Here is a 16,959-nt window from a genome sequence, read left to right as displayed (position 1 = left end):
CAGAGGTTGGGTAGATGCACAAGCGTTTTGAAAACAAAGTCGCCGTTATCACCGGTGCGGCACAAGGGATTGGCCGTCGCGTCGCCGAGCGTATCGTCGCTGAGGGTGGAAGGCTGGTAGCAGTGGACCGTTCCGAGGTGGTCCACGAGCTGGCCGATGAGCTGGGGGCGAGGGGCGTTGAGGTACTCACCCTGACCGCCGATCTTGAGCGGTTTGCCGACTGTCATCGGGTGATGGCTGTGGCGAAGGAGCGTTTCGGACGTCTCGACATTCTGGTCAACAACGTCGGCGGCACTATCTGGGCCAAGCCCTTCGAGCATTACCTGGAAGACGAAATCGAAGCCGAAGTGCGCCGCTCGCTGTTTCCTACGCTGTGGTGCTGCCATGCCGCGCTGCCGCACATGCTGGAGCAGGGCGCGGGCGCCATCGTCAATGTGTCTTCGATCGCGACCCGCAGCCTTAACCGCGTGCCCTACGGCGCGGCCAAGGGCGGCGTGAATGCACTGACCGCCTGCCTGGCATTCGAAAATGCGCAGCGTGGCATTCGCGTCAACGCCACGGCCCCCGGCGGCACCGAAGCGCCGCCACGGCGCATTCCGCGCAACAGCGCCGAGCAGAGCGAGCAAGAGAAGCTCTGGTACCAGCAAATCGTCGACCAAACCGTCGATTCCACCCTGATGAAGCGCTACGGAACCATCGACGAGCAGGCCGGCGCAATCCTGTTCCTGGCCTCCGACGATGCCAGTTACATCACCGGCATCACCCTGCCGGTGGGCGGCGGTGATCTCGGCTAACGCCCGGGCGCTGGCCTTGAACGAATAAGCACTACGCAAGAAATCGCAGTGCGCCAATAGGCTTGCTGCGGCGAATCCTGATTACAAAAACAATAGAGATTCTTGCCATGCGAAAAGTAGATATTCACGACATCATCGATAACGCCCGTTTCAGCCGGTTCCACTGGCTGGTCATGTGCCTGTGCGCACTGCTGCTGATCTTCGACGGCTATGACCTGTTCATTTACGGCGTGGTCCTGCCCGCCATCATGCAGGAGTGGGGCCTCACGCCGTTGCAGGCCGGCGCCCTGGGCAGTTACGCGCTGTTCGGCATGATGTTCGGCGCCCTGGTGTTCGGCACCCTGGCCGACCGCATCGGGCGCAAGAAGGGTATCGCCATCTGCTTCCTGCTGTTCAGCGTGGCGACCGTGATCAATGGCTTTGCCAGCACACCGACGGAGTTCGGCATGCTGCGCTTTCTGGCCGGCCTCGGCTGCGGCGGCCTGATGCCCAACGTGGTCGCGCTGATGAACGAATACGCGCCGAAAAAACTGCGCAGCACCTTGGTGGCGATCATGTTCAGCGGCTATTCGCTGGGCGGCATGTTCTCCGCCGGGCTGGGCATCTACATGCTGCCGCGCTTTGGCTGGGAAGCGATGTTCTTCGCCGCCGCCGTGCCGCTGTTGTTGCTGCCGGTGATCCTCTGGAAGTTGCCGGAGTCGGTGGGCTTTCTGGTGCGCCAGGGCCGTACCGAGCAGGCGCGCACGCTGCTCAAGCGTATCGATCCAAGCCGTGCGCTCAGCGCCGGCGACGAGCTGGTGATGACCGAAGTGAAGGGCAAGAGCGCATCGGTGCTGGAGCTGTTCCGCAACGGCCGCGGCGTTCGCACCCTGTCGATCTGGGTGGCGTTCTTCTGCTGTCTGCTGATGGTCTACGCGCTGGGCTCCTGGTTGCCGAAGCTGATGGCCAATGCCGGTTACAGCCTGGGATCGAGCCTGTCCTTCCTGCTGGCATTGAATTTTGGCGGCATGTTCGGCGCGATTCTGGGTGGCTGGCTGGGCGACCGTTTGAACCTCGCCAAAGTGGTGGTGGTGTTTTTCGCCCTGGCGGCGGTTTCCATCGCCTTGCTCGGCATCAAGACGCCGATGCCGGTGCTCTACGCGCTGATCACCATTGCCGGCGCGACCACCATCGGTACGCAGATTCTGCTCTACGCCAGTGCGGCGCAGTTCTACGGCCTGTCGATCCGCTCCACCGGCCTTGGCTGGGCGTCCGGCATCGGCCGCAACGGGGCCATCGTCGGTCCGTTGCTGGGCGGGGCGCTGATGGGCATCAACCTGCCGCTGCAACTGAACTTCATGGCCTTTGCCGTTCCAGGCGTGATTGCCGCGCTGGCCATGGCGGTCTTCGCCGTCTCCGGTCAACGCAGCAGCAGCGTTGCGCCAGCCGGCCTGACTGCGGCGAAAGCCTGATCACTGAACCAGAACTCCGGGAGCCGCTATGAGCCACATCCTGATCGAAAGCATCGAAGCCGTCATCGTCGACCTGCCGACCATTCGCCCGCACAAGCTGGCCATGCACACCCTGCAGAAGCAGACGCTGGTGATTATCCGCGTGCGCTGCGCCGACGGTATCGAAGGCATCGGCGAGTCCACCACCATCGGTGGCCTGGCCTACGGTAACGAAAGCCCGGAAAGCATCAAGACCAACATCGAGTGCCATCTCGCGCCACTGTTGATCGGCCAGGATGCGAGCAATATCAATGCCGCCATGCTGCGCCTGGACAAAGCAGCCAAGGGCAATACCTTTGCCAAGTCCGGCCTGGAAAGCGCGCTGCTCGACGCCCAGGGCAAGCGCCTCGGGCTGCCGGTCAGCGAGCTGCTCGGCGGTCGAGTCCGCGACAGCCTGGAAGTCGCCTGGACCCTGGCCTCCGGCGACACTGCCAAGGACATCGCCGAAGCCGAGCAGATGCTCGACATCCGCCGTCACCGCATCTTCAAGCTGAAGATCGGCGCCAACGAGGTAAGCGCGGACCTCAAGCACGTCATCGCCATCAAGAAAGCGCTGGGTGAGCGCGCCAGCGTGCGCGTCGATGTGAATCAGTACTGGGATGAATCCCAGGCCATCCGTGCCTGCCAGGTGCTCGGTGACAACGGCATCGATCTGATCGAACAGCCGATTTCGCGCATCAACCGTGCCGGCCAGGTGCGCCTGAATCAGCGCAGCCCGGCGCCGATCATGGCCGATGAGTCCATCGAGAGCGTGGCAGACGCCTTCAGCCTTGCGGCCGACGGCGCTGCGAGCATCTTCGCCCTGAAGATCGGCAAGAACGGCGGCCCGCGCGCCGTGCTGCGCACCGCGCAGATTGCCGAGGCGGCCGGTATCGCGCTGTACGGCGGCACCATGCTGGAAGGCGCCATCGGCACCCTGGCCTCGGCCCATGCCTTCATCACCCTGAGCAGGCTGACCTGGGGCACCGAGTTGTTCGGTCCGCTGCTGCTCACCGAAGAAATCGTCACCGAGGCGCCGGTCTACCGCGACTTCCAGCTGGAAGTGCCGCGCTCGCCCGGCCTTGGCTTGACCCTCGATGAAGAGCGCCTGGCGTTCTTCCGCCGCACCTGACAGGAGGTTCGCCCATGCTGTTCCACGTAAAGATGACCGTAAAACTGCCGGTCGACATGGACCCGGCCAAGGCCGCCAGGCTCAAGGCCGACGAGAAGGAGCTGGCCCAGGGTCTGATGCGCGAGGGCACCTGGCGCCACCTGTGGCGCATCGCCGGTCAGTACGCCAACTACAGCGTGTTCGACGTGCCCAGCGTGCAGGCACTGCACGACACCCTGATGCGGCTGCCGCTGTTTCCCTACATGGAGATCGACGTCAATCCGCTGTGCCGCCATCCGTCCTCGATCCGCGATGACGACAGCTGATTCCGTTCCAAGCCGGGCATGCCCCGGTCTGTTAACCCCGTGACAACAATTACAAAAATGAGGCCTGAGCCATGACTGTAAAAATTTCCCACTCCGAGCACGTGCAGAACTTCTTCAAGGAAGCCAGCGGCTTCAAGAACGACGAAGGCAGCAGCCGCATGAAGACGGTGATCAACCGCATTCTGGTGGACACTGCGAAACTCATCGAAGACCTGGCGATCACTCAGGACGAATTCTGGAAGGCCGTGGATTACCTCAATCGTCTCGGTGGCCGTAACGAAGCTGGCTTGCTGGTCGCCGGCCTGGGGCTTGAGCACTACCTCGATTTGTTGCAGGACGCCAAGGACGAGCAGGATGGCCTGGTGGGCGGTACGCCGCGCACCATCGAAGGCCCGCTCTACGTGGCCGGTGCGCCAATATCCGAGGGCGAGACGCGCATGGACGACGGCAGCGAAGACCGCGTCGCCACGGTGATGTTCCTCGACGGTCAGGTGCTCGATGTGGATGGCGCGCCGATCGCCGGCGCCACAGTGGATGTGTGGCACGCCAACACCCAGGGCAACTACTCCTGGTTCGACCAGAGCCAGTCCGAGTACAACCTGCGCCGTCGCATCATCACCGATGCCCAGGGCCGCTACCGCGCCCGCAGCATCGTGCCCTCCGGCTATGGCTGCTCGCCCGATGGTCCGACCCAGGAAGTGCTCGATCTGCTTGGGCGTCACGGGCAGCGCCCAGCGCATATTCACTTCTTCATTTCAGCGCCGGGTCATCGTCACCTGACCACGCAGATCAACCTGTCAGGCGACCAGTACCTGTGGGACGACTTCGCCTATGCCACCCGCGACGGGCTGATTGGTGAAATCCGCTTCAGCGAGGGTGCCGAAGCTGCGCGCGCACGCGGCGTGGAAGGGCGCTTCGCCGAAGTGCGATTCGACTTCCAGCTGCAGAAGGCAGCAGTCCCGACGGCAGAACAGCGCAGTAATCGTCCGCGTGCCCTGCAAGAGGCCTGATCCCCAGGCGACCTTTGCTGATCAACAAGGTGGATGGTAAAGCGCCATCCACCCTACACAAGCGCCAGGCTTCGTAGGGTGGATGACGCTCTTTTCATCCACCACCTTTACCGGCTTCATTCCACCGTTCCACCGCGTCACCTCTACAACAAGAGCGATCCGGGCACCGCCACGGATGGCCATGCCTGACTTGCGAGGCACTATGAAAGCGCTACTGAAGGACTGCTCCCTCTCCGCTGTGGTTGCCGGTTTTATTGCAACCGTCATTTCCTACGCAGGCCCCCTGGTCATCATTTTTCAGGCAGCCAAGGCTGCAGACCTGCCCCATGACGTGCTGTCGTCCTGGGTCTGGGCCATTTCCATGGGTAGCGGGGTGTTGGGTATCGTCCTCAGCCTGCGCTACAAGGTGCCGGTCATCATTGCCTGGTCGGCGCCCGGCTCCGCACTGCTGGTCACGTTATTGCCAGGCATCAGCCTCAACGAGGTGGTGGGCGCCTATCTGGTTTCCAGTCTGATCATCTTGCTGGTTGGCCTCTCCGGTACCTTTGATCGGTTGATCGGTAAGTTGCCGGCCGCGATCTCCGCCGCGATGCTGGCCGGCATTCTGTTTCGGTTCGGCACCGATCTGTTCGTGTCCATGCAAGATCAGCCCTGGCTGGTGCTGACCATGTTGGTGGCCTACCTGGTGGGCAAACGGCTGTTGCCACGTTATGCGGTGCTCGCCGTGCTGGTGGTGGGCGTGTTGTGCACACTTATCACCGGCGAACTGCGCAGCGAGGCGCTGGTTATCGGCTTGGCCACGCCGGTGTGGATCAGCCCCGACTTCAGCTGGCAGGTCATCCTCAACGTGACCTTGCCGCTGGTGGTGGTGGCACTCACCGGGCAGTTCGTGCCGGGCATGGTTGTCTTGCGCAACGATGGCTATCAGACGCCGGCCAGCCGGTTGATCAGCAGCAGCGCGCTGGGCTCTCTGTTGCTGGCGCCCTTCTTTTGCCACGGACTGAACCTGGCGGCGATCACCGCCGCCATCTGCACCGGCAAGGAAGCCCATGAAGACCCGGCCCGGCGATACGTCGCCGGAGTCGTTGGCGGCGTGTTTTACCTGGTGCTGGGCATCTTCGGCGCCACCCTGGTGTCGTTCTTTACCGCTTTTCCCGCGGCGCTGATCGCAGCGCTGGCTGGACTTGCGTTGCTGGCAGCCATCGGAGGTGCGCTGGGCGGTGCGATGTCGGTGCCGGCCGATCGCGAGGCGGCCTTGATCACCTTTCTAGTCACTGCGTCGGGCATGTCGTTCCTCGGCCTATCCGCCGCGTTCTGGGGATTGGTGTTCGGCATCGGCGCGCATCTGTTGCTGACGGCACGGCGCCCAGCGGTGCCGCGTTCATCGGTTGCTGATGCCGACAACGAGACCCGAGAAAGCAGAGCGAGTAACCTCGTCTGAGGATTTCATCGCGAGCCGGAAAGGTACTGGCAGGCGTCGCATCACGCCAAACTTCAGCATTCGTCAAGAACGACTCAAATAGGTAATTGTGTTCGATTATCGAACAGTGAATCGATAATCGAATTGTTCTGACCGGCACCGCGGCGTACTGTTTTGTCCATCGGATGCCCAGCATCCCTGACTCAACACGAGATTCCGACATGGCTGAAATCATCCCCCTGAGCGAAGCGATCCAGCGTTTCGTCAACGACGGCGATAGCATCGCCCTTGAAGGCTTCACCCACCTGATCCCGACTGCGGCATCTCATGAAATCATCCGTCAGGGCAAGCAGGATCTGACCCTGATCCGCATGACGCCGGACCTGGTGTATGACCTGCTGATCGGCGCCGGTTGCGCGAAGAAACTGATTTTCTCCTGGGGCGGAAACCCCGGTGTTGGTTCCCTGCACCGCATGCGCGATGCCGTCGAGAAGCAGTGGCCCAAGCCGCTGGAAATCGAAGAACACAGCCATGCCGACATGGCCAACGCCTACGTCGCTGGCGCCTCGGGCCTGCCGTTCGCCGTGCTGCGTGCCTACGCCGGCTCGGACCTGCCCAAGGTCAACCCGCTGATCAAGACCGTTACCTGCCCATTCACCGGTGAAGTGCTGGCTGCCGTACCGAGTGTGCGCCCGGACGTGACCGTGATCCACGCGCAGAAGGCCGACCGCAAGGGCAATGTGCTGATTCAAGGCATCCTCGGTGTGCAGAAAGAAGCCGCCCTGGCCGCCAAGCGTTGCATCGTCACCGTCGAAGAAATTGTCGACGACCTCAAGGCACCGATGAACGCCTGCGTGCTGCCGACCTGGGCACTCACCGCTGTGTGCGAAGTGCCGGGCGGTGCCCATCCGTCCTATGCCCATGGTTATTACGAGCGTGACAACGCCTTCTACAAGGCTTGGGACCCGATCGCCCGCGACCGTGAGGCATTCATCGCCTGGATCGACCGCTACATTCGCGGTACCGCCGATTTCAACGAGTTCAAGGCCAAGCTGGCCCAGGAGGCCAAGTAATGAGCGCCTACAACACCAATGAAATGATGACCGTGGCCGCAGCCCGCCGGCTGGGCAATACCGACGTGACCTTCGTCGGCATCGGCCTGCCGTCCAAGGCGGCCAACCTGGCGCGCCTGACCCATGCGCCGGACGTGACCCTGATTTACGAATCGGGCCCCATCGGCGCCAAGCCGACGGTACTGCCGTTGTCGATTGGCGATGGCGAACTGGCCGAGACCGCCGATACCGTCGTACCCACGGGCGAAATCTTCCGCTACTGGCTGCAGGGCGGGCGCATCGACGTCGGCTTCCTCGGCGCCGCCCAGGTGGACAAGTTCGGCAATATCAACACCACGGTGATTGGTGATTACCACAACCCGAAAGTGCGCCTGCCGGGTGCCGGCGGCGCGCCGGAAATCGCTGGCTCGGCCAAGCGGGTGTTCATCATCCTCAAGCAGGGCCACCGCACCTTCGTCGACAAGCTGGCGTTCATCACCTCGGTCGGCCACGGCGAAGGCGGCGATCATCGCCAGCGCCTGGGCCTGCCGGGTGCCGGTCCGGTGGCGATCATCACCGACCTGTGCATCATGGAGCCGGAAGCCGGCAGCAACGAATTCATCGTCACCTCGATTCACCCGGGCGTGACCCGCGAGCAGATCATTGAAGCCACCGGCTGGCCGATTCGCTTTGCCGAGCAGGTGGTGGAAACCGAGGCGCCGACCCAGCATGAGCTCGACGCCCTGCGTGCCCTGGAAGAGCGTACCGCCATCGCCCACGGGCAGGCCGGAGGTGACGAATGACCCGCGAAGTCTTTATCTGCGACGCCGTGCGCACGCCCATCGGCCGTTTCGGCGGTGCGCTGTCCGCCGTGCGTGCCGACGACCTGGCGGCGATCCCGCTCAAGGCTCTACTGGAGCGCAACCCGCAGCTGGACCCGGCGGCCATCGACGAAGTCTTCATGGGCAGCGCCAACCAGGCCGGCGAAGACAACCGCAACGTGGCGCGCATGGCGCTGCTGCTGGCAGGGATTCCGGACAGCGTGCCGGGGGTGACTCTCAACCGTCTCTGCGCTTCGGGCCTGGATGCGGTGGGCAGTGCGTTTCGTGCCATTGCCTGCGGTGAGATGGAGCTGGCGATCGCCGGTGGCGTCGAGTCGATGTCCCGCGCGCCCTATGTAATGGGCAAGGCCGAGACCGCCTTCGGCCGCACGCAGAAGATCGAAGACACCACCATCGGCTGGCGCTTCGTGAACCCGAAAATGAAGGAACTGCACGGCGTCGATGCCATGCCGCAGACTGCCGACAACGTCGCGGATGACTTTGGCATCAACCGCGCCGATCAGGACGCCTTCGCCCTGCGCAGCCAGCAAAAGGCCGGTCGCGCCCAGGCAGAAGGTTTTTTCGCTGAAGAAATCGTCCCGGTGGTGATCAAGACCCGTAAAGGCGAGACCGTCGTCGACACCGACGAACATCCGCGCCCGGACACCTCCGCCGAAGCCCTGGCCAAGCTCAAGCCGGTCAATGGCCCGGACAAGACGGTCACCGCCGGCAACGCCTCGGGCGTCAACGACGGCGCGGCGGCCATGATCCTGGCCTCCCGCGAGGCCGTGGAGAAATACGGCCTGACGCCCCGCGCCAAGGTGCTGGGCATGGCCAGCGCCGGTGTTGCGCCGCGCATCATGGGCTACGGCCCGGTGCCGGCGGTGCGTAAGCTGCTGACTCGCCTGGACATCGCCATCGAGCAGTTCGACGTGATCGAGCTGAACGAAGCGTTCGCCGCCCAGGGCCTGGCCTGCATGCGTGACCTCGGCCTGGCCGACGACGCGGCCGCGGTCAACCCCAACGGCGGGGCGATTGCCTTGGGGCATCCGCTGGGTATGAGTGGCGCACGCTTGGTCCTGACGGCTGTGCATCAGCTGGAAAAATCCGGCGGCAAGCTGGGGCTGGCTACCATGTGCATTGGTGTAGGCCAGGGGCTGGCGCTGGCACTGGAACGCGTCTGATGGGTGGACCTGCTCGCGCGTTTGCGAAGCAGGTTCTTAGCGTGACTGAAACCCATTGTGGGGCCGACTTAATGTCGGCAGCAGAGGCTTCACAAAGCCGATGTGAAATCGGCCCCACCCAGACTGTTTTTACGTCGCAGTGATCTTTTTCGAGGAGTTCCTATGCCTTCCCTACAGCTTGCCGATGGCGAACTGAATTACCGCATCGACGGTCCCGACGCGGCACCGGTCCTGGTGTTGTCCAACTCCCTGGGTACCAACCTGGGTATGTGGGATACGCAGATTCCCGCGCTGGCCAAGTCCTTCCGTGTGGTGCGTTATGACACGCGTGGCCATGGCGCCTCGCTGGTCACCGAAGGGTCTTACAGCATCGCGCAGCTGGGCTCCGACGTGCTGGCCCTGCTGGATGCGCTGAAGATCGACAAGGCGGCGTTCTGCGGCTTGTCCATGGGCGGGCTGATCGGTCAGTGGCTGGGTATTAACGCCCCCGAGCGTATTACCCACCTGGTGCTGTGCAACACCGCAGCGAAAATCGGCAACGCCGAGGGTTGGAATACGCGCATCGACACCGTCAACGCCGGTGGTCAGCAAGCCATGCGAGACCTGCGCGATGCCACCATCGCCCGTTGGTTTACACCGGAGTTCGCCGCCGCCGAGCCGCAAGAGGCTGACCGCGTGGTGTCCATGCTGGTTGCCACCTCTCCGGCGGGCTACGCGGCCAATTGCGCTGCCGTACGCGATGGCGATTTCCGTGAGCAGTTGGGTGCGATCCAGGCCAAGACCCTGATCGTGTGCGGTACCGAGGACGCTGTCACCACTCCGGCTGATGGGCGCTTCATGCAGGAGCGCATTCGCGGCGCCGAACAGGTGGATTTCCATGCCGCTCACCTGTCCAATGTTGAAGTGGGCGAGAGGTTCACCCAGGCGCTGCTGGATTTTCTCAAGCGCTGATCGAACACAAGGCCCCGGTGTCGGCAGGACACCGGGGCCTTGTTTCGTCTGTTGGATTCAATCCAAGTAAACCTCAAGGCGGCGACCTGGCCGCACTGGCGTGGCAGCGACCAAGCGCCTATGGTTGCGACTTTTCCTCCTCCGCGCTCGCCATGAATCTCGATAACCGCATCAAGCTTCGCCATCTGACCTGCTTCCTGGAGATTGCGCGCCAGGGAAGCCTTGCCCGAGCGGCCTCGGTCCTGGCGATCAGCCCTCCGGCCGTGTCAAAAACGCTGCGCGAACTGGAAGAGTTCTTGGGCGCCTCGCTGTGCGAGCGCAGCAAGAGCGGAGTGGTGTTGACCCGCGCAGGGCAGTCTTTCCTGCGTTATGCCGGTGTCAGCGTGCAGGCGCTGCGCGAGGGTGTGCGCAGTCTGGGCAGCCATGCCCATGAGGTCTCCAGCGTGCGCCTGGGCGCGCTCAGTACCGTGGAAAGCGCGTTTCTGCCGGAGGTGGTGCGTCGGCTGCATGAACAGCATGAGGCCTTGCGGATCAGTGTGGTCGGCGGGCCGAGCGCTCACCTGCTGGGCTTGCTGCGGGTGGGTGAGCTGGACCTGGTGGTCGGGCGGATGACGGAAAGTCCGTTGATCGAAGGACTTTCGTTCGAGCACCTCTATCACGAGCCGCTGGTGCTCGTGGTGCGTCCTGGGCATGCGCTGCTTGGCAGTCCTGTGCAGGCTGAGGCGCTGGAGAACTACCCTGTGGTACTGCCGTCGGCTGATACCACCATCCGTCGTGATGCAGAAAGCCTGTATGTGCAATGTGGCGCCAGTCTGCCGCAGCAGCGTCTGGAAACGCTGTCCATCGCTCTGAGTCGTCGTTACGTGCTGCTCAGCGATGCGGTCTGGGTCGCGCCGCGTGACGCGGTGCTGCTGGATCTGGAAAAGGACGAGCTGGCGGAACTGGAAGTGGGTATCAAGGACCCGGGGGGATCGCTCGGCATTTGCAGCAACCCGACGCATACGCCCTCGGTGGGAACGCAGTGGTGCATCGAGCACTTGCGCGAGGTGGCGGAAGAGTTTCGCGTGCGCCTGGGCTCGTCGCCGCCTTTTCATTAAGCACGCCGTAGGGTGGACAACCGCAGTTCGTTGTCCGCCAGGCGCCGCCGATGGGCGGATGTGAAAAGCGCCCACGACCTGAAGCCGATGCTTGGCAATGGTTCTTGGAGCGAATTTTCAAGCCCCAAAAACGACTCCGCCTGCCGGAAGGGCAGGCGGAGTGGGCTTCACTAGGTGGCTTAAACGATCTCTTCGTAGGGCAGGCCCACGTAGTTTTCGGCAATGGTCACCAGGCCGGCGTGGGAGTTGAGGAAGTACTCGCGGTCGGCTTGCTGCATCTTCTGATCCCAGGCGTCCTTGTGCTCGCCGAAATCGTGCAGCAGGTTGGTCATGAACCAGCTGAAGCGTTCACCCTTCCAGACGCGGCGCAGGGCGATTTCCGAGTATTTTTCCAGCAGGTCGGTGCGACCTTCCTTGAATACCTTGACCAGGATCCGGTACAGGTAGCACACGTCCGAAGCGGCCAGGTTGAGACCCTTGGCGCCTGTGGGCGGCACGATGTGCGCAGCGTCACCGACCAGGAACAGCTTGCCGTACTGCATGGGTTCTACCACCAGGCTGCGCAGCGGGGCGATGCTTTTCTCCAGCGACGGGCCCGTCACCATCCGGTCACCCAGGGACTGCGGCAGACGCGTCTTGAGTTCGTCCCAGAAACGCTCGTCGGACCACTCTTCGACCTTGTCCGTCAGGGGCACCTGGAGGTAATAACGGCTGCGGGTCAGCGAGCGCTGGCTGCAGAGGACGAAACCGCGATCATGGTGGGCATAGATCAGTTCATCATGCACAGGCGGAGTATCGGACAACATGCCCAGCCAGCCGAAGGGGTACACGCGCTCGTACTCGGTCAGTACTTCGCTGGGGATGCTTTTGCGCGAAACGCCATGGAAACCATCGCAGCCGGCAATGTAGTCGCAGTCGAGGCGGTGGGTCTGGCCATCTTTTTCGTAGGTGACATAGGGCTTTTCACCCTTCATGTCATGGGGCTGTACGTTGGTGGCGGAGTAAATGGTCAGGGCTCCGCTGGCAGTGCGGGCCTCCATCAGGTCGCGGGTCACTTCGGTCTGGCCGTAGACCATCACGGTCTTGCCGCCGGTGAGCTCCTTGAGATTGACGCGTACACGCTTGCCACCGACCAGCAGCTCAACGCCATCATGGACCAAGCCTTCGGCGTCCATGCGCGCGGACACACCGGCCTCACGCAACATGTCGACGGTACCTTGTTCCAGTACGCCGGCACGGATACGGCCCAGGACATATTCAGGGGTTTGGCGTTCGAGAATGACGGCCTCAATACCTGCTGTGTGCAGCAGTTGACCAAGAAGAAGACCCGACGGCCCAGCACCAATAATAGCTACCTGAGTTTTCATTATTTAGTCCCGAAAAAGCCGCTCACTCATGGAGGCAGCTGGGGTTGGAAGAATTCCCCTGCATTTTTCCTAAATACGCCGTCACAATAAGGTAATAATCCTCTGAATCATTGCACTTTTGAACACAGCGTTCGATTACCGGCCATTTCGTCACAGCCCATAACACAAAATGTGTGGAACACCTATGCAACCTCTGGATAGTCCGACGGTCCCCGTTTTCAAGCTGTATGGCGAACAGCAAATCTGGCCTACGCCTGACTTGCTGCACTGTGAATCGATCTCCAGGCGTAGCAGCCTGTACCAGTGGGAAATTCAACCCCATCGCCATGCGGATCTCTTTCAGCTGTTCTACATCCAGCGCGGGCATTCGCGGGTCGAGATCGAGGGAAAACGTCACAACATCGAGCAGGCCTCACTTCAGGTGGTGCCGCCGCTCTGCGTGCATGGTTTTCAGTTCCCTGAAGATATTGAAGGCTATGTGCTGACACTGGCGGCACCGCTGGTCGCGCGATTCGAGGCGGAGCTGGGGCCGCACCTGAGCGGAGCGGATTGTTATCCGGTCGATGACTCACGCCATTACATCGACACCTTGTTCGCGGCGCTGCTGGCTGAATATGAAGGCAGCAAGCCGTTCCGGGACACATTGTTGCAGTCGATGGTGAGCACCTTGATGATCTGGATCTGCCGGCGCCGGCAAAGTTTGGGCGCCAGGAGCACGGAACGCAGCCGCGAATATCTGGCAAGTTTCATCAAGCTGGTGGAGGGGCATTACCGCGAGCACCTGTCGGTGGAGGACTATGCCCACCGTGTGGGAGTCTCCGGTACCTACCTGAATAATCTGTGCCGGCAGCTGACCGGGCAGAGCGCCCTGCAGGTGATACACCAGCGGCTGCTGCTGGAGGCCAAGCGCGACCTGATTTATACCGGCATGACCATCAGCCGGCTCTCGGATAATCTGGGGTTCAGCGATCCGACCTATTTTTCGCGTTTTTTCAAGCGCCTGAGCGGCCAATCGCCCAATGCCTTTCGGGCCTCGCTGAATGCGACGGGCAATACCGAGCTTGGTTCCACAGGCGGCGAGTACCCCTAAGGCACAGGGCCCGCGGCTCGCGCTCAAAGGATAAAGTTTTCGATCAGGTTGGCTTCTGCATGGTCAGAGAGGAGGCGATCCCTTCAAAATGATCAGGCTGACCTCCATGAAAAAATTTCCCACTCACCTTCGTGCCCCGCTTCTCGGCTTCCAGCAGCTCGCGTTGGGAGTCATTCTGGGAGGCTGTATCACCACCGCCCAGGCCACCGAGGGCGGCGGCTCATCCTGGCCGATGGGCATCGAGAACTACCTGATGGGCATCCTTCCGCCGCCGGGCACCTATGGTCAGTTGTTCGCCGGCAACTACACGGCCAATGAGCTGCGCGACAATTCCGGCGACCGGCTCGGAGTGAGTTTCGATCTGCGCGTCACCACGCTGGTACCGCGCTTTATCTGGGTCACCGAGCAGAAAGTGCTGGGCGGGGACCTGGGATTCCATGCGCTGCTGCCGCTCAATGACATTCGCCTCAACCTCAACGGTCAACGCGACCACAAGCGCGGCATCGGCGATGCTCACCTTGGCCCAGTGGTCGGTTTTCACCACAGTGACAAATTGCACACCGCCGTGGGTGTCGACTTTGTGGTGCCCACCGGCAGCGAATATGACCGAAACGATCTGGTGAACCTGGGCAACAACTACGCAACCATCCAGGCGGTGTATGCGGTGACCTACATGGATCCCGTTGGCCTGAATGCCGATGTCCGCCTGATGCACGAATACAATTTCGAAAACCCCGATACGGACTACAAGTCCGGCCGCGAGCTGCATGCCGACTATGCGCTGGGGTGGGGGCTGGGCAATGGCTGGGTGGTGGGAGTCGGCGGTTACGTCTACAAGCAAATCAGTGACGACCGGCAGGACGGTGATCGGGTGTCCGACAATCGTGGGCGGGCCTTTGCCATCGGCCCGTCCGTGCAGTACAGCAGTCCGTCCGGTTGGGCGCTGAGCGGCAAATGGCAAAATGAAGCAGGTGTGCGCAACCGCGCCGATGGCGATGCCTTCTGGTTGAAGTTGACCGTGCCACTGTGATGGCGACGGAACCCCCGGGGTCTGGGGGTTCCGCTTTTAACGCGCTTTGAGTCGATAGCTGACCTGGGCCCGGCTCATGCCCAACACTTGCGCCGCCGCGGTGATATTGCCGTTGCACCTGTCCATGGCCAGGCGGACCAGGAGCTGCTCGACTTCGCCAAGATTGATGCCCAGCTGGTTGCGTTCGCCGGTGATGAACGCCTGCAGCTTGTGGAAGGCGCTTTCCGCAGGGTGTGCGGAGTTCGCAGGTGCGGGCGCTGTAAAGCTTTCCCGAATAGCAGTCGCAGTCGCAGTCGCGTTAGCGGGTTGGCTTGTGGCTTCCAATCGACCCTTGTTGGTGAGGCCCTGCAGTGCGGTGAACGACTCTCCCTTGCCTAGCGAAATATGCTGCAAGTCCAGCGCTTCGCCTGCAGTGGCGGCGATGACTCCGCGTTCAATAAGGTTTTGCAGCTCACGGATATTGCCCGGGAATCCGTAGGTGAGGAGGGTGTTGGCCAGACGCGAGCTCACCCCTGCGACAGGACACTCGTACAGATGGCAGAAGTGCCGCAGGAAGTGATTAGCCAGCAGCGGAATATCCTCGCGTCGCTCGCGCAGGGGCGGCAAATGAATGGGGAAGACATTCAGGCGGTAGAACAGGTCTTCACGAAAGCGCCCGGCCGCCACTTCGGCGCGCAGGTCGGCATTGGTAGCGGCGATGATGCGCACGTCTACCTTTGTGGGCAGGTTGCCGCCAACCCGCTCGATTTCCCCTTCCTGCAAGGCGCGCAGGATCTTGCTCTGGGCGCTCAGGCTCAGGGTGCCGATTTCATCGAGAAACAGGGTGCCGCCATTGGCCCGCTCGAAGCGGCCCGGACGTGAGCGATCGGCACCCGTAAAGGCGCCGCGTTCCACGCCGAATAGCTCGGATTCCACCAGGTTTTCCGGCAGCGTGGCGCAGTTGAGCGCGACCCAGGGTTTGTCGTGGCGACGGCTCGCCTGGTGCAGGGTGCGGGCGAAGAGTTCTTTACCCACCCCCGACTCACCGGTCAACAGCACGGTTGCCCGAGTCGGTGCCACTTTTTCCAGCAACCGTTTGGCCGTTTGAAAGGCAGGAGACACGCCCACCATGGGCGACTGCTCGCCGGCTGCATCCAGGGTTTCGTAGTAGTAGAGAGGCCCTTCCGCGAGCGTTGGCGCATAAGGAGTCTGCGCGCCCGGCGAAATACGATCATTCTCAGCGTCCTCCCAGCGATCCGCCGGTTTGCCGATGACCCTGCAGGCCGAATGGCCCATGGCGCGGCATTCGACTTCGCGAAAGACGATCTGGCGTCCGGTAATCGCGGAGGCGTAGCCACTGGCATAGCCGATACCCAGCCAGCAAGCGGAATAATCTCCGAGTCCGTGGTTGCTGATGTGCTCGTCATCTTCAAATGATTCGTGCCAAAGGAACTCGGAATAGAAATGCCCCTGGCTGCTGTCGATTTCGAAGCGTATCGCTTCGACATTCACCATGCCTCGCAGCATGTGCAGGTGCGGACCTGCGGAATACAGCGCGGCGTGATTCCCCTCGGGCCATCGTTGTATGACCTTTTGCGCGTCTCGGGTGCCGGCATCCCGGCCCAGCCGGGTCATCAGCTCTCGAGCCTTGTCCATGCCCAGGGAGGTGACCAGCTCGCGGCGCATGGCGGTAAACGAGGCGTGCTGCATCAGCATCATGCGCTGGCCGCACAGCCAGACGAAGCCATCCTGCGGCGCGAAGGCCAGGGTCTGCGCCAAGTGTTCGGCGCTGGGAATCCCGCTGTGCCGGAGGGTGTCGGTAGTGTTGACAAGCAGATGGAGTCGGCCTGCGAGGCGGTTGTCGTCGACGGAAGATTTTGCTGGGTTGCCTTTCATTATTCGCCTCTGGAGAAGGGGGTTGCAGTATGTCGACGAAGCAGTTGCTGTGAGAATGCATTCCCTTGGAAGTGTTCGATTACCGAACATTATTGCACTTGTGGATGCAGTAAATTCTCAGTTTCGCAGTATTTTCGTAATGGTTTTTGCCTGTTAGCACATTGGTCAGGTAAGGGGATGGGCTTAGAAAACCGTCTAACTACTTGATTTTAAAGGGATAAATGAAAAGTTAACGGGTTGGTATGTATTTTGATGAAGGTATTTTGACAGCTACAACAAAAGCGCTCTTGGAATGCGTGCGCCATCCTTCCTGATGTCGTACCGGCCGCGAGCGCCAAAGTGACGCCAGTCGGACAGCCGAT

Annotated in this window: 15 protein-coding genes; 13 read left to right on the top strand and 2 right to left on the bottom strand. The window is 61.9% G+C overall.

The window, feature by feature from the left end:
* Positions 1-14: 14 nt before the first annotated feature.
* The 11 genes from H9642_RS09225 to pcaQ all read left to right on the top strand — a co-directional run bounded on the left by H9642_RS09225 (position 15) and on the right by pcaQ (position 11,235).
* Positions 15-794 carry a 1,6-dihydroxycyclohexa-2,4-diene-1-carboxylate dehydrogenase gene (locus H9642_RS09225; protein WP_251836137.1) on the top strand — a complete coding sequence of 260 codons (780 nt, stop codon included), beginning with the start codon at positions 15-17 and terminating at the stop codon, positions 792-794.
* 107 nt (positions 795-901) lie between these two features.
* On the top strand, positions 902-2,245 hold the full coding sequence (locus H9642_RS09220) for an MFS transporter (protein WP_251836136.1): 1,344 nt from the start codon (positions 902-904) through the stop codon (positions 2,243-2,245).
* A gap of 28 nt (positions 2,246-2,273) precedes the next feature.
* Positions 2,274-3,395 carry a muconate cycloisomerase family protein gene (locus H9642_RS09215; protein WP_251836135.1) on the top strand — a complete coding sequence of 374 codons (1,122 nt, stop codon included), beginning with the start codon at positions 2,274-2,276 and terminating at the stop codon, positions 3,393-3,395.
* Between the two features lie 14 nt (positions 3,396-3,409).
* Positions 3,410-3,700: a muconolactone Delta-isomerase gene (gene catC / locus H9642_RS09210; RefSeq protein ID WP_251836134.1), complete on the top strand. Its 291-nt coding sequence runs from the start codon at positions 3,410-3,412 to the stop codon at positions 3,698-3,700.
* Between the two features lie 71 nt (positions 3,701-3,771).
* On the top strand, positions 3,772-4,710 hold the full coding sequence (gene catA, locus H9642_RS09205) for a catechol 1,2-dioxygenase (protein ID WP_251836133.1): 939 nt from the start codon (positions 3,772-3,774) through the stop codon (positions 4,708-4,710).
* A 202-nt stretch (positions 4,711-4,912) separates the two neighbouring features.
* Complete coding sequence (locus tag H9642_RS09200; RefSeq protein WP_251836132.1) at positions 4,913-6,151, top strand: benzoate/H(+) symporter BenE family transporter; 1,239 nt, start codon at positions 4,913-4,915, stop codon at positions 6,149-6,151.
* A 200-nt stretch (positions 6,152-6,351) separates the two neighbouring features.
* Positions 6,352-7,203 (top strand): CoA transferase subunit A, encoded by an 852-nt coding sequence (locus H9642_RS09195; RefSeq protein WP_251836131.1) that lies wholly within the window; start codon positions 6,352-6,354, stop codon positions 7,201-7,203.
* Positions 7,203-7,985 (top strand): CoA-transferase subunit beta, encoded by a 783-nt coding sequence (locus H9642_RS09190; RefSeq protein ID WP_251836130.1) that lies wholly within the window; start codon positions 7,203-7,205, stop codon positions 7,983-7,985. Before H9642_RS09195 ends, H9642_RS09190 begins: the two co-directional genes overlap by 1 nt.
* Positions 7,982-9,187, top strand: a complete 1,206-nt coding sequence (gene pcaF, locus H9642_RS09185) for a 3-oxoadipyl-CoA thiolase (RefSeq protein WP_251836129.1) — start codon at positions 7,982-7,984, stop codon at positions 9,185-9,187. The genes H9642_RS09190 and pcaF overlap by 4 nt, the downstream gene beginning before the upstream one ends.
* Positions 9,188-9,349: 162 nt before the next feature.
* Positions 9,350-10,138 carry a 3-oxoadipate enol-lactonase gene (gene pcaD / locus H9642_RS09180; RefSeq protein WP_251836128.1) on the top strand — a complete coding sequence of 263 codons (789 nt, stop codon included), beginning with the start codon at positions 9,350-9,352 and terminating at the stop codon, positions 10,136-10,138.
* 152 nt (positions 10,139-10,290) lie between these two features.
* Positions 10,291-11,235, top strand: a complete 945-nt coding sequence (pcaQ, locus tag H9642_RS09175; RefSeq protein ID WP_251836127.1) for a pca operon transcription factor PcaQ — start codon at positions 10,291-10,293, stop codon at positions 11,233-11,235.
* A gap of 179 nt (positions 11,236-11,414) precedes the next feature.
* Here pcaQ and pobA read toward each other — a convergent pair whose 3' ends face one another.
* Entirely contained in the window at positions 11,415-12,602 is a 1,188-nt protein-coding gene (gene pobA / locus H9642_RS09170; RefSeq protein WP_251836126.1) for a 4-hydroxybenzoate 3-monooxygenase, read from the bottom strand.
* A 184-nt stretch (positions 12,603-12,786) separates the two neighbouring features.
* Between pobA and H9642_RS09165 the strand changes: the two genes are divergently transcribed.
* Together H9642_RS09165 and H9642_RS09160 are read left to right on the top strand one after the other, a co-directional pair.
* A complete protein-coding gene (locus H9642_RS09165) occupies positions 12,787-13,692 on the top strand; it encodes a helix-turn-helix domain-containing protein (RefSeq protein ID WP_251836125.1) in 906 nt (301 codons plus the stop codon).
* A gap of 106 nt (positions 13,693-13,798) precedes the next feature.
* The gene (locus tag H9642_RS09160) at positions 13,799-14,722 is read left to right on the top strand and encodes a SphA family protein (protein ID WP_251836124.1); all 924 of its coding nucleotides are present in this window, start codon (positions 13,799-13,801) and stop codon (positions 14,720-14,722) included.
* Positions 14,723-14,758: 36 nt separating this feature from the next.
* Here H9642_RS09160 and H9642_RS09155 read toward each other — a convergent pair whose 3' ends face one another.
* Entirely contained in the window at positions 14,759-16,597 is a 1,839-nt protein-coding gene (locus H9642_RS09155; protein WP_251836123.1) for a sigma-54-dependent Fis family transcriptional regulator, read from the bottom strand.
* Between the last annotated feature and the right edge of the window lie 362 nt (positions 16,598-16,959).

Source organism: Serpens gallinarum, assembly GCF_014836765.1.
GTDB classification, from domain to species: Bacteria; Pseudomonadota; Gammaproteobacteria; order Pseudomonadales; family Pseudomonadaceae; genus Serpens; species Serpens gallinarum.
This window is presented reverse-complemented; position numbering and strand designations above follow the sequence as displayed.

Excerpts from the sequence above, each read along its gene's own strand:
- H9642_RS09215 (WP_251836135.1), top strand. The coding sequence starts at position 2,274 with ATGAGCCACATCCTGATCGAAAGCATCGAAGCCGTCATCGTCGACCTG.
- H9642_RS09165 (WP_251836125.1), top strand. The coding sequence starts at position 12,787 with ATGCAACCTCTGGATAGTCCGACGGTCCCCGTTTTCAAGCTGTATGGC.
- H9642_RS09200 (WP_251836132.1), top strand. The coding sequence starts at position 4,913 with ATGAAAGCGCTACTGAAGGACTGCTCCCTCTCCGCTGTGGTTGCCGGT.
- catC (WP_251836134.1), top strand. The coding sequence starts at position 3,410 with ATGCTGTTCCACGTAAAGATGACCGTAAAACTGCCGGTCGACATGGAC.
- pcaQ (WP_251836127.1), top strand. The coding sequence starts at position 10,291 with ATGAATCTCGATAACCGCATCAAGCTTCGCCATCTGACCTGCTTCCTG.
- H9642_RS09155 (WP_251836123.1), bottom strand. The coding sequence starts at position 16,597 with ATGAAAGGCAACCCAGCAAAATCTTCCGTCGACGACAACCGCCTCGCA.
- catA (WP_251836133.1), top strand. The coding sequence starts at position 3,772 with ATGACTGTAAAAATTTCCCACTCCGAGCACGTGCAGAACTTCTTCAAG.
- pobA (WP_251836126.1), bottom strand. The coding sequence starts at position 12,602 with ATGAAAACTCAGGTAGCTATTATTGGTGCTGGGCCGTCGGGTCTTCTT.
- H9642_RS09195 (WP_251836131.1), top strand. The coding sequence starts at position 6,352 with ATGGCTGAAATCATCCCCCTGAGCGAAGCGATCCAGCGTTTCGTCAAC.
- pcaD (WP_251836128.1), top strand. The coding sequence starts at position 9,350 with ATGCCTTCCCTACAGCTTGCCGATGGCGAACTGAATTACCGCATCGAC.
- pcaF (WP_251836129.1), top strand. The coding sequence starts at position 7,982 with ATGACCCGCGAAGTCTTTATCTGCGACGCCGTGCGCACGCCCATCGGC.
- H9642_RS09160 (WP_251836124.1), top strand. The coding sequence starts at position 13,799 with ATGAAAAAATTTCCCACTCACCTTCGTGCCCCGCTTCTCGGCTTCCAG.
- H9642_RS09220 (WP_251836136.1), top strand. The coding sequence starts at position 902 with ATGCGAAAAGTAGATATTCACGACATCATCGATAACGCCCGTTTCAGC.
- H9642_RS09225 (WP_251836137.1), top strand. The coding sequence starts at position 15 with ATGCACAAGCGTTTTGAAAACAAAGTCGCCGTTATCACCGGTGCGGCA.
- H9642_RS09190 (WP_251836130.1), top strand. The coding sequence starts at position 7,203 with ATGAGCGCCTACAACACCAATGAAATGATGACCGTGGCCGCAGCCCGC.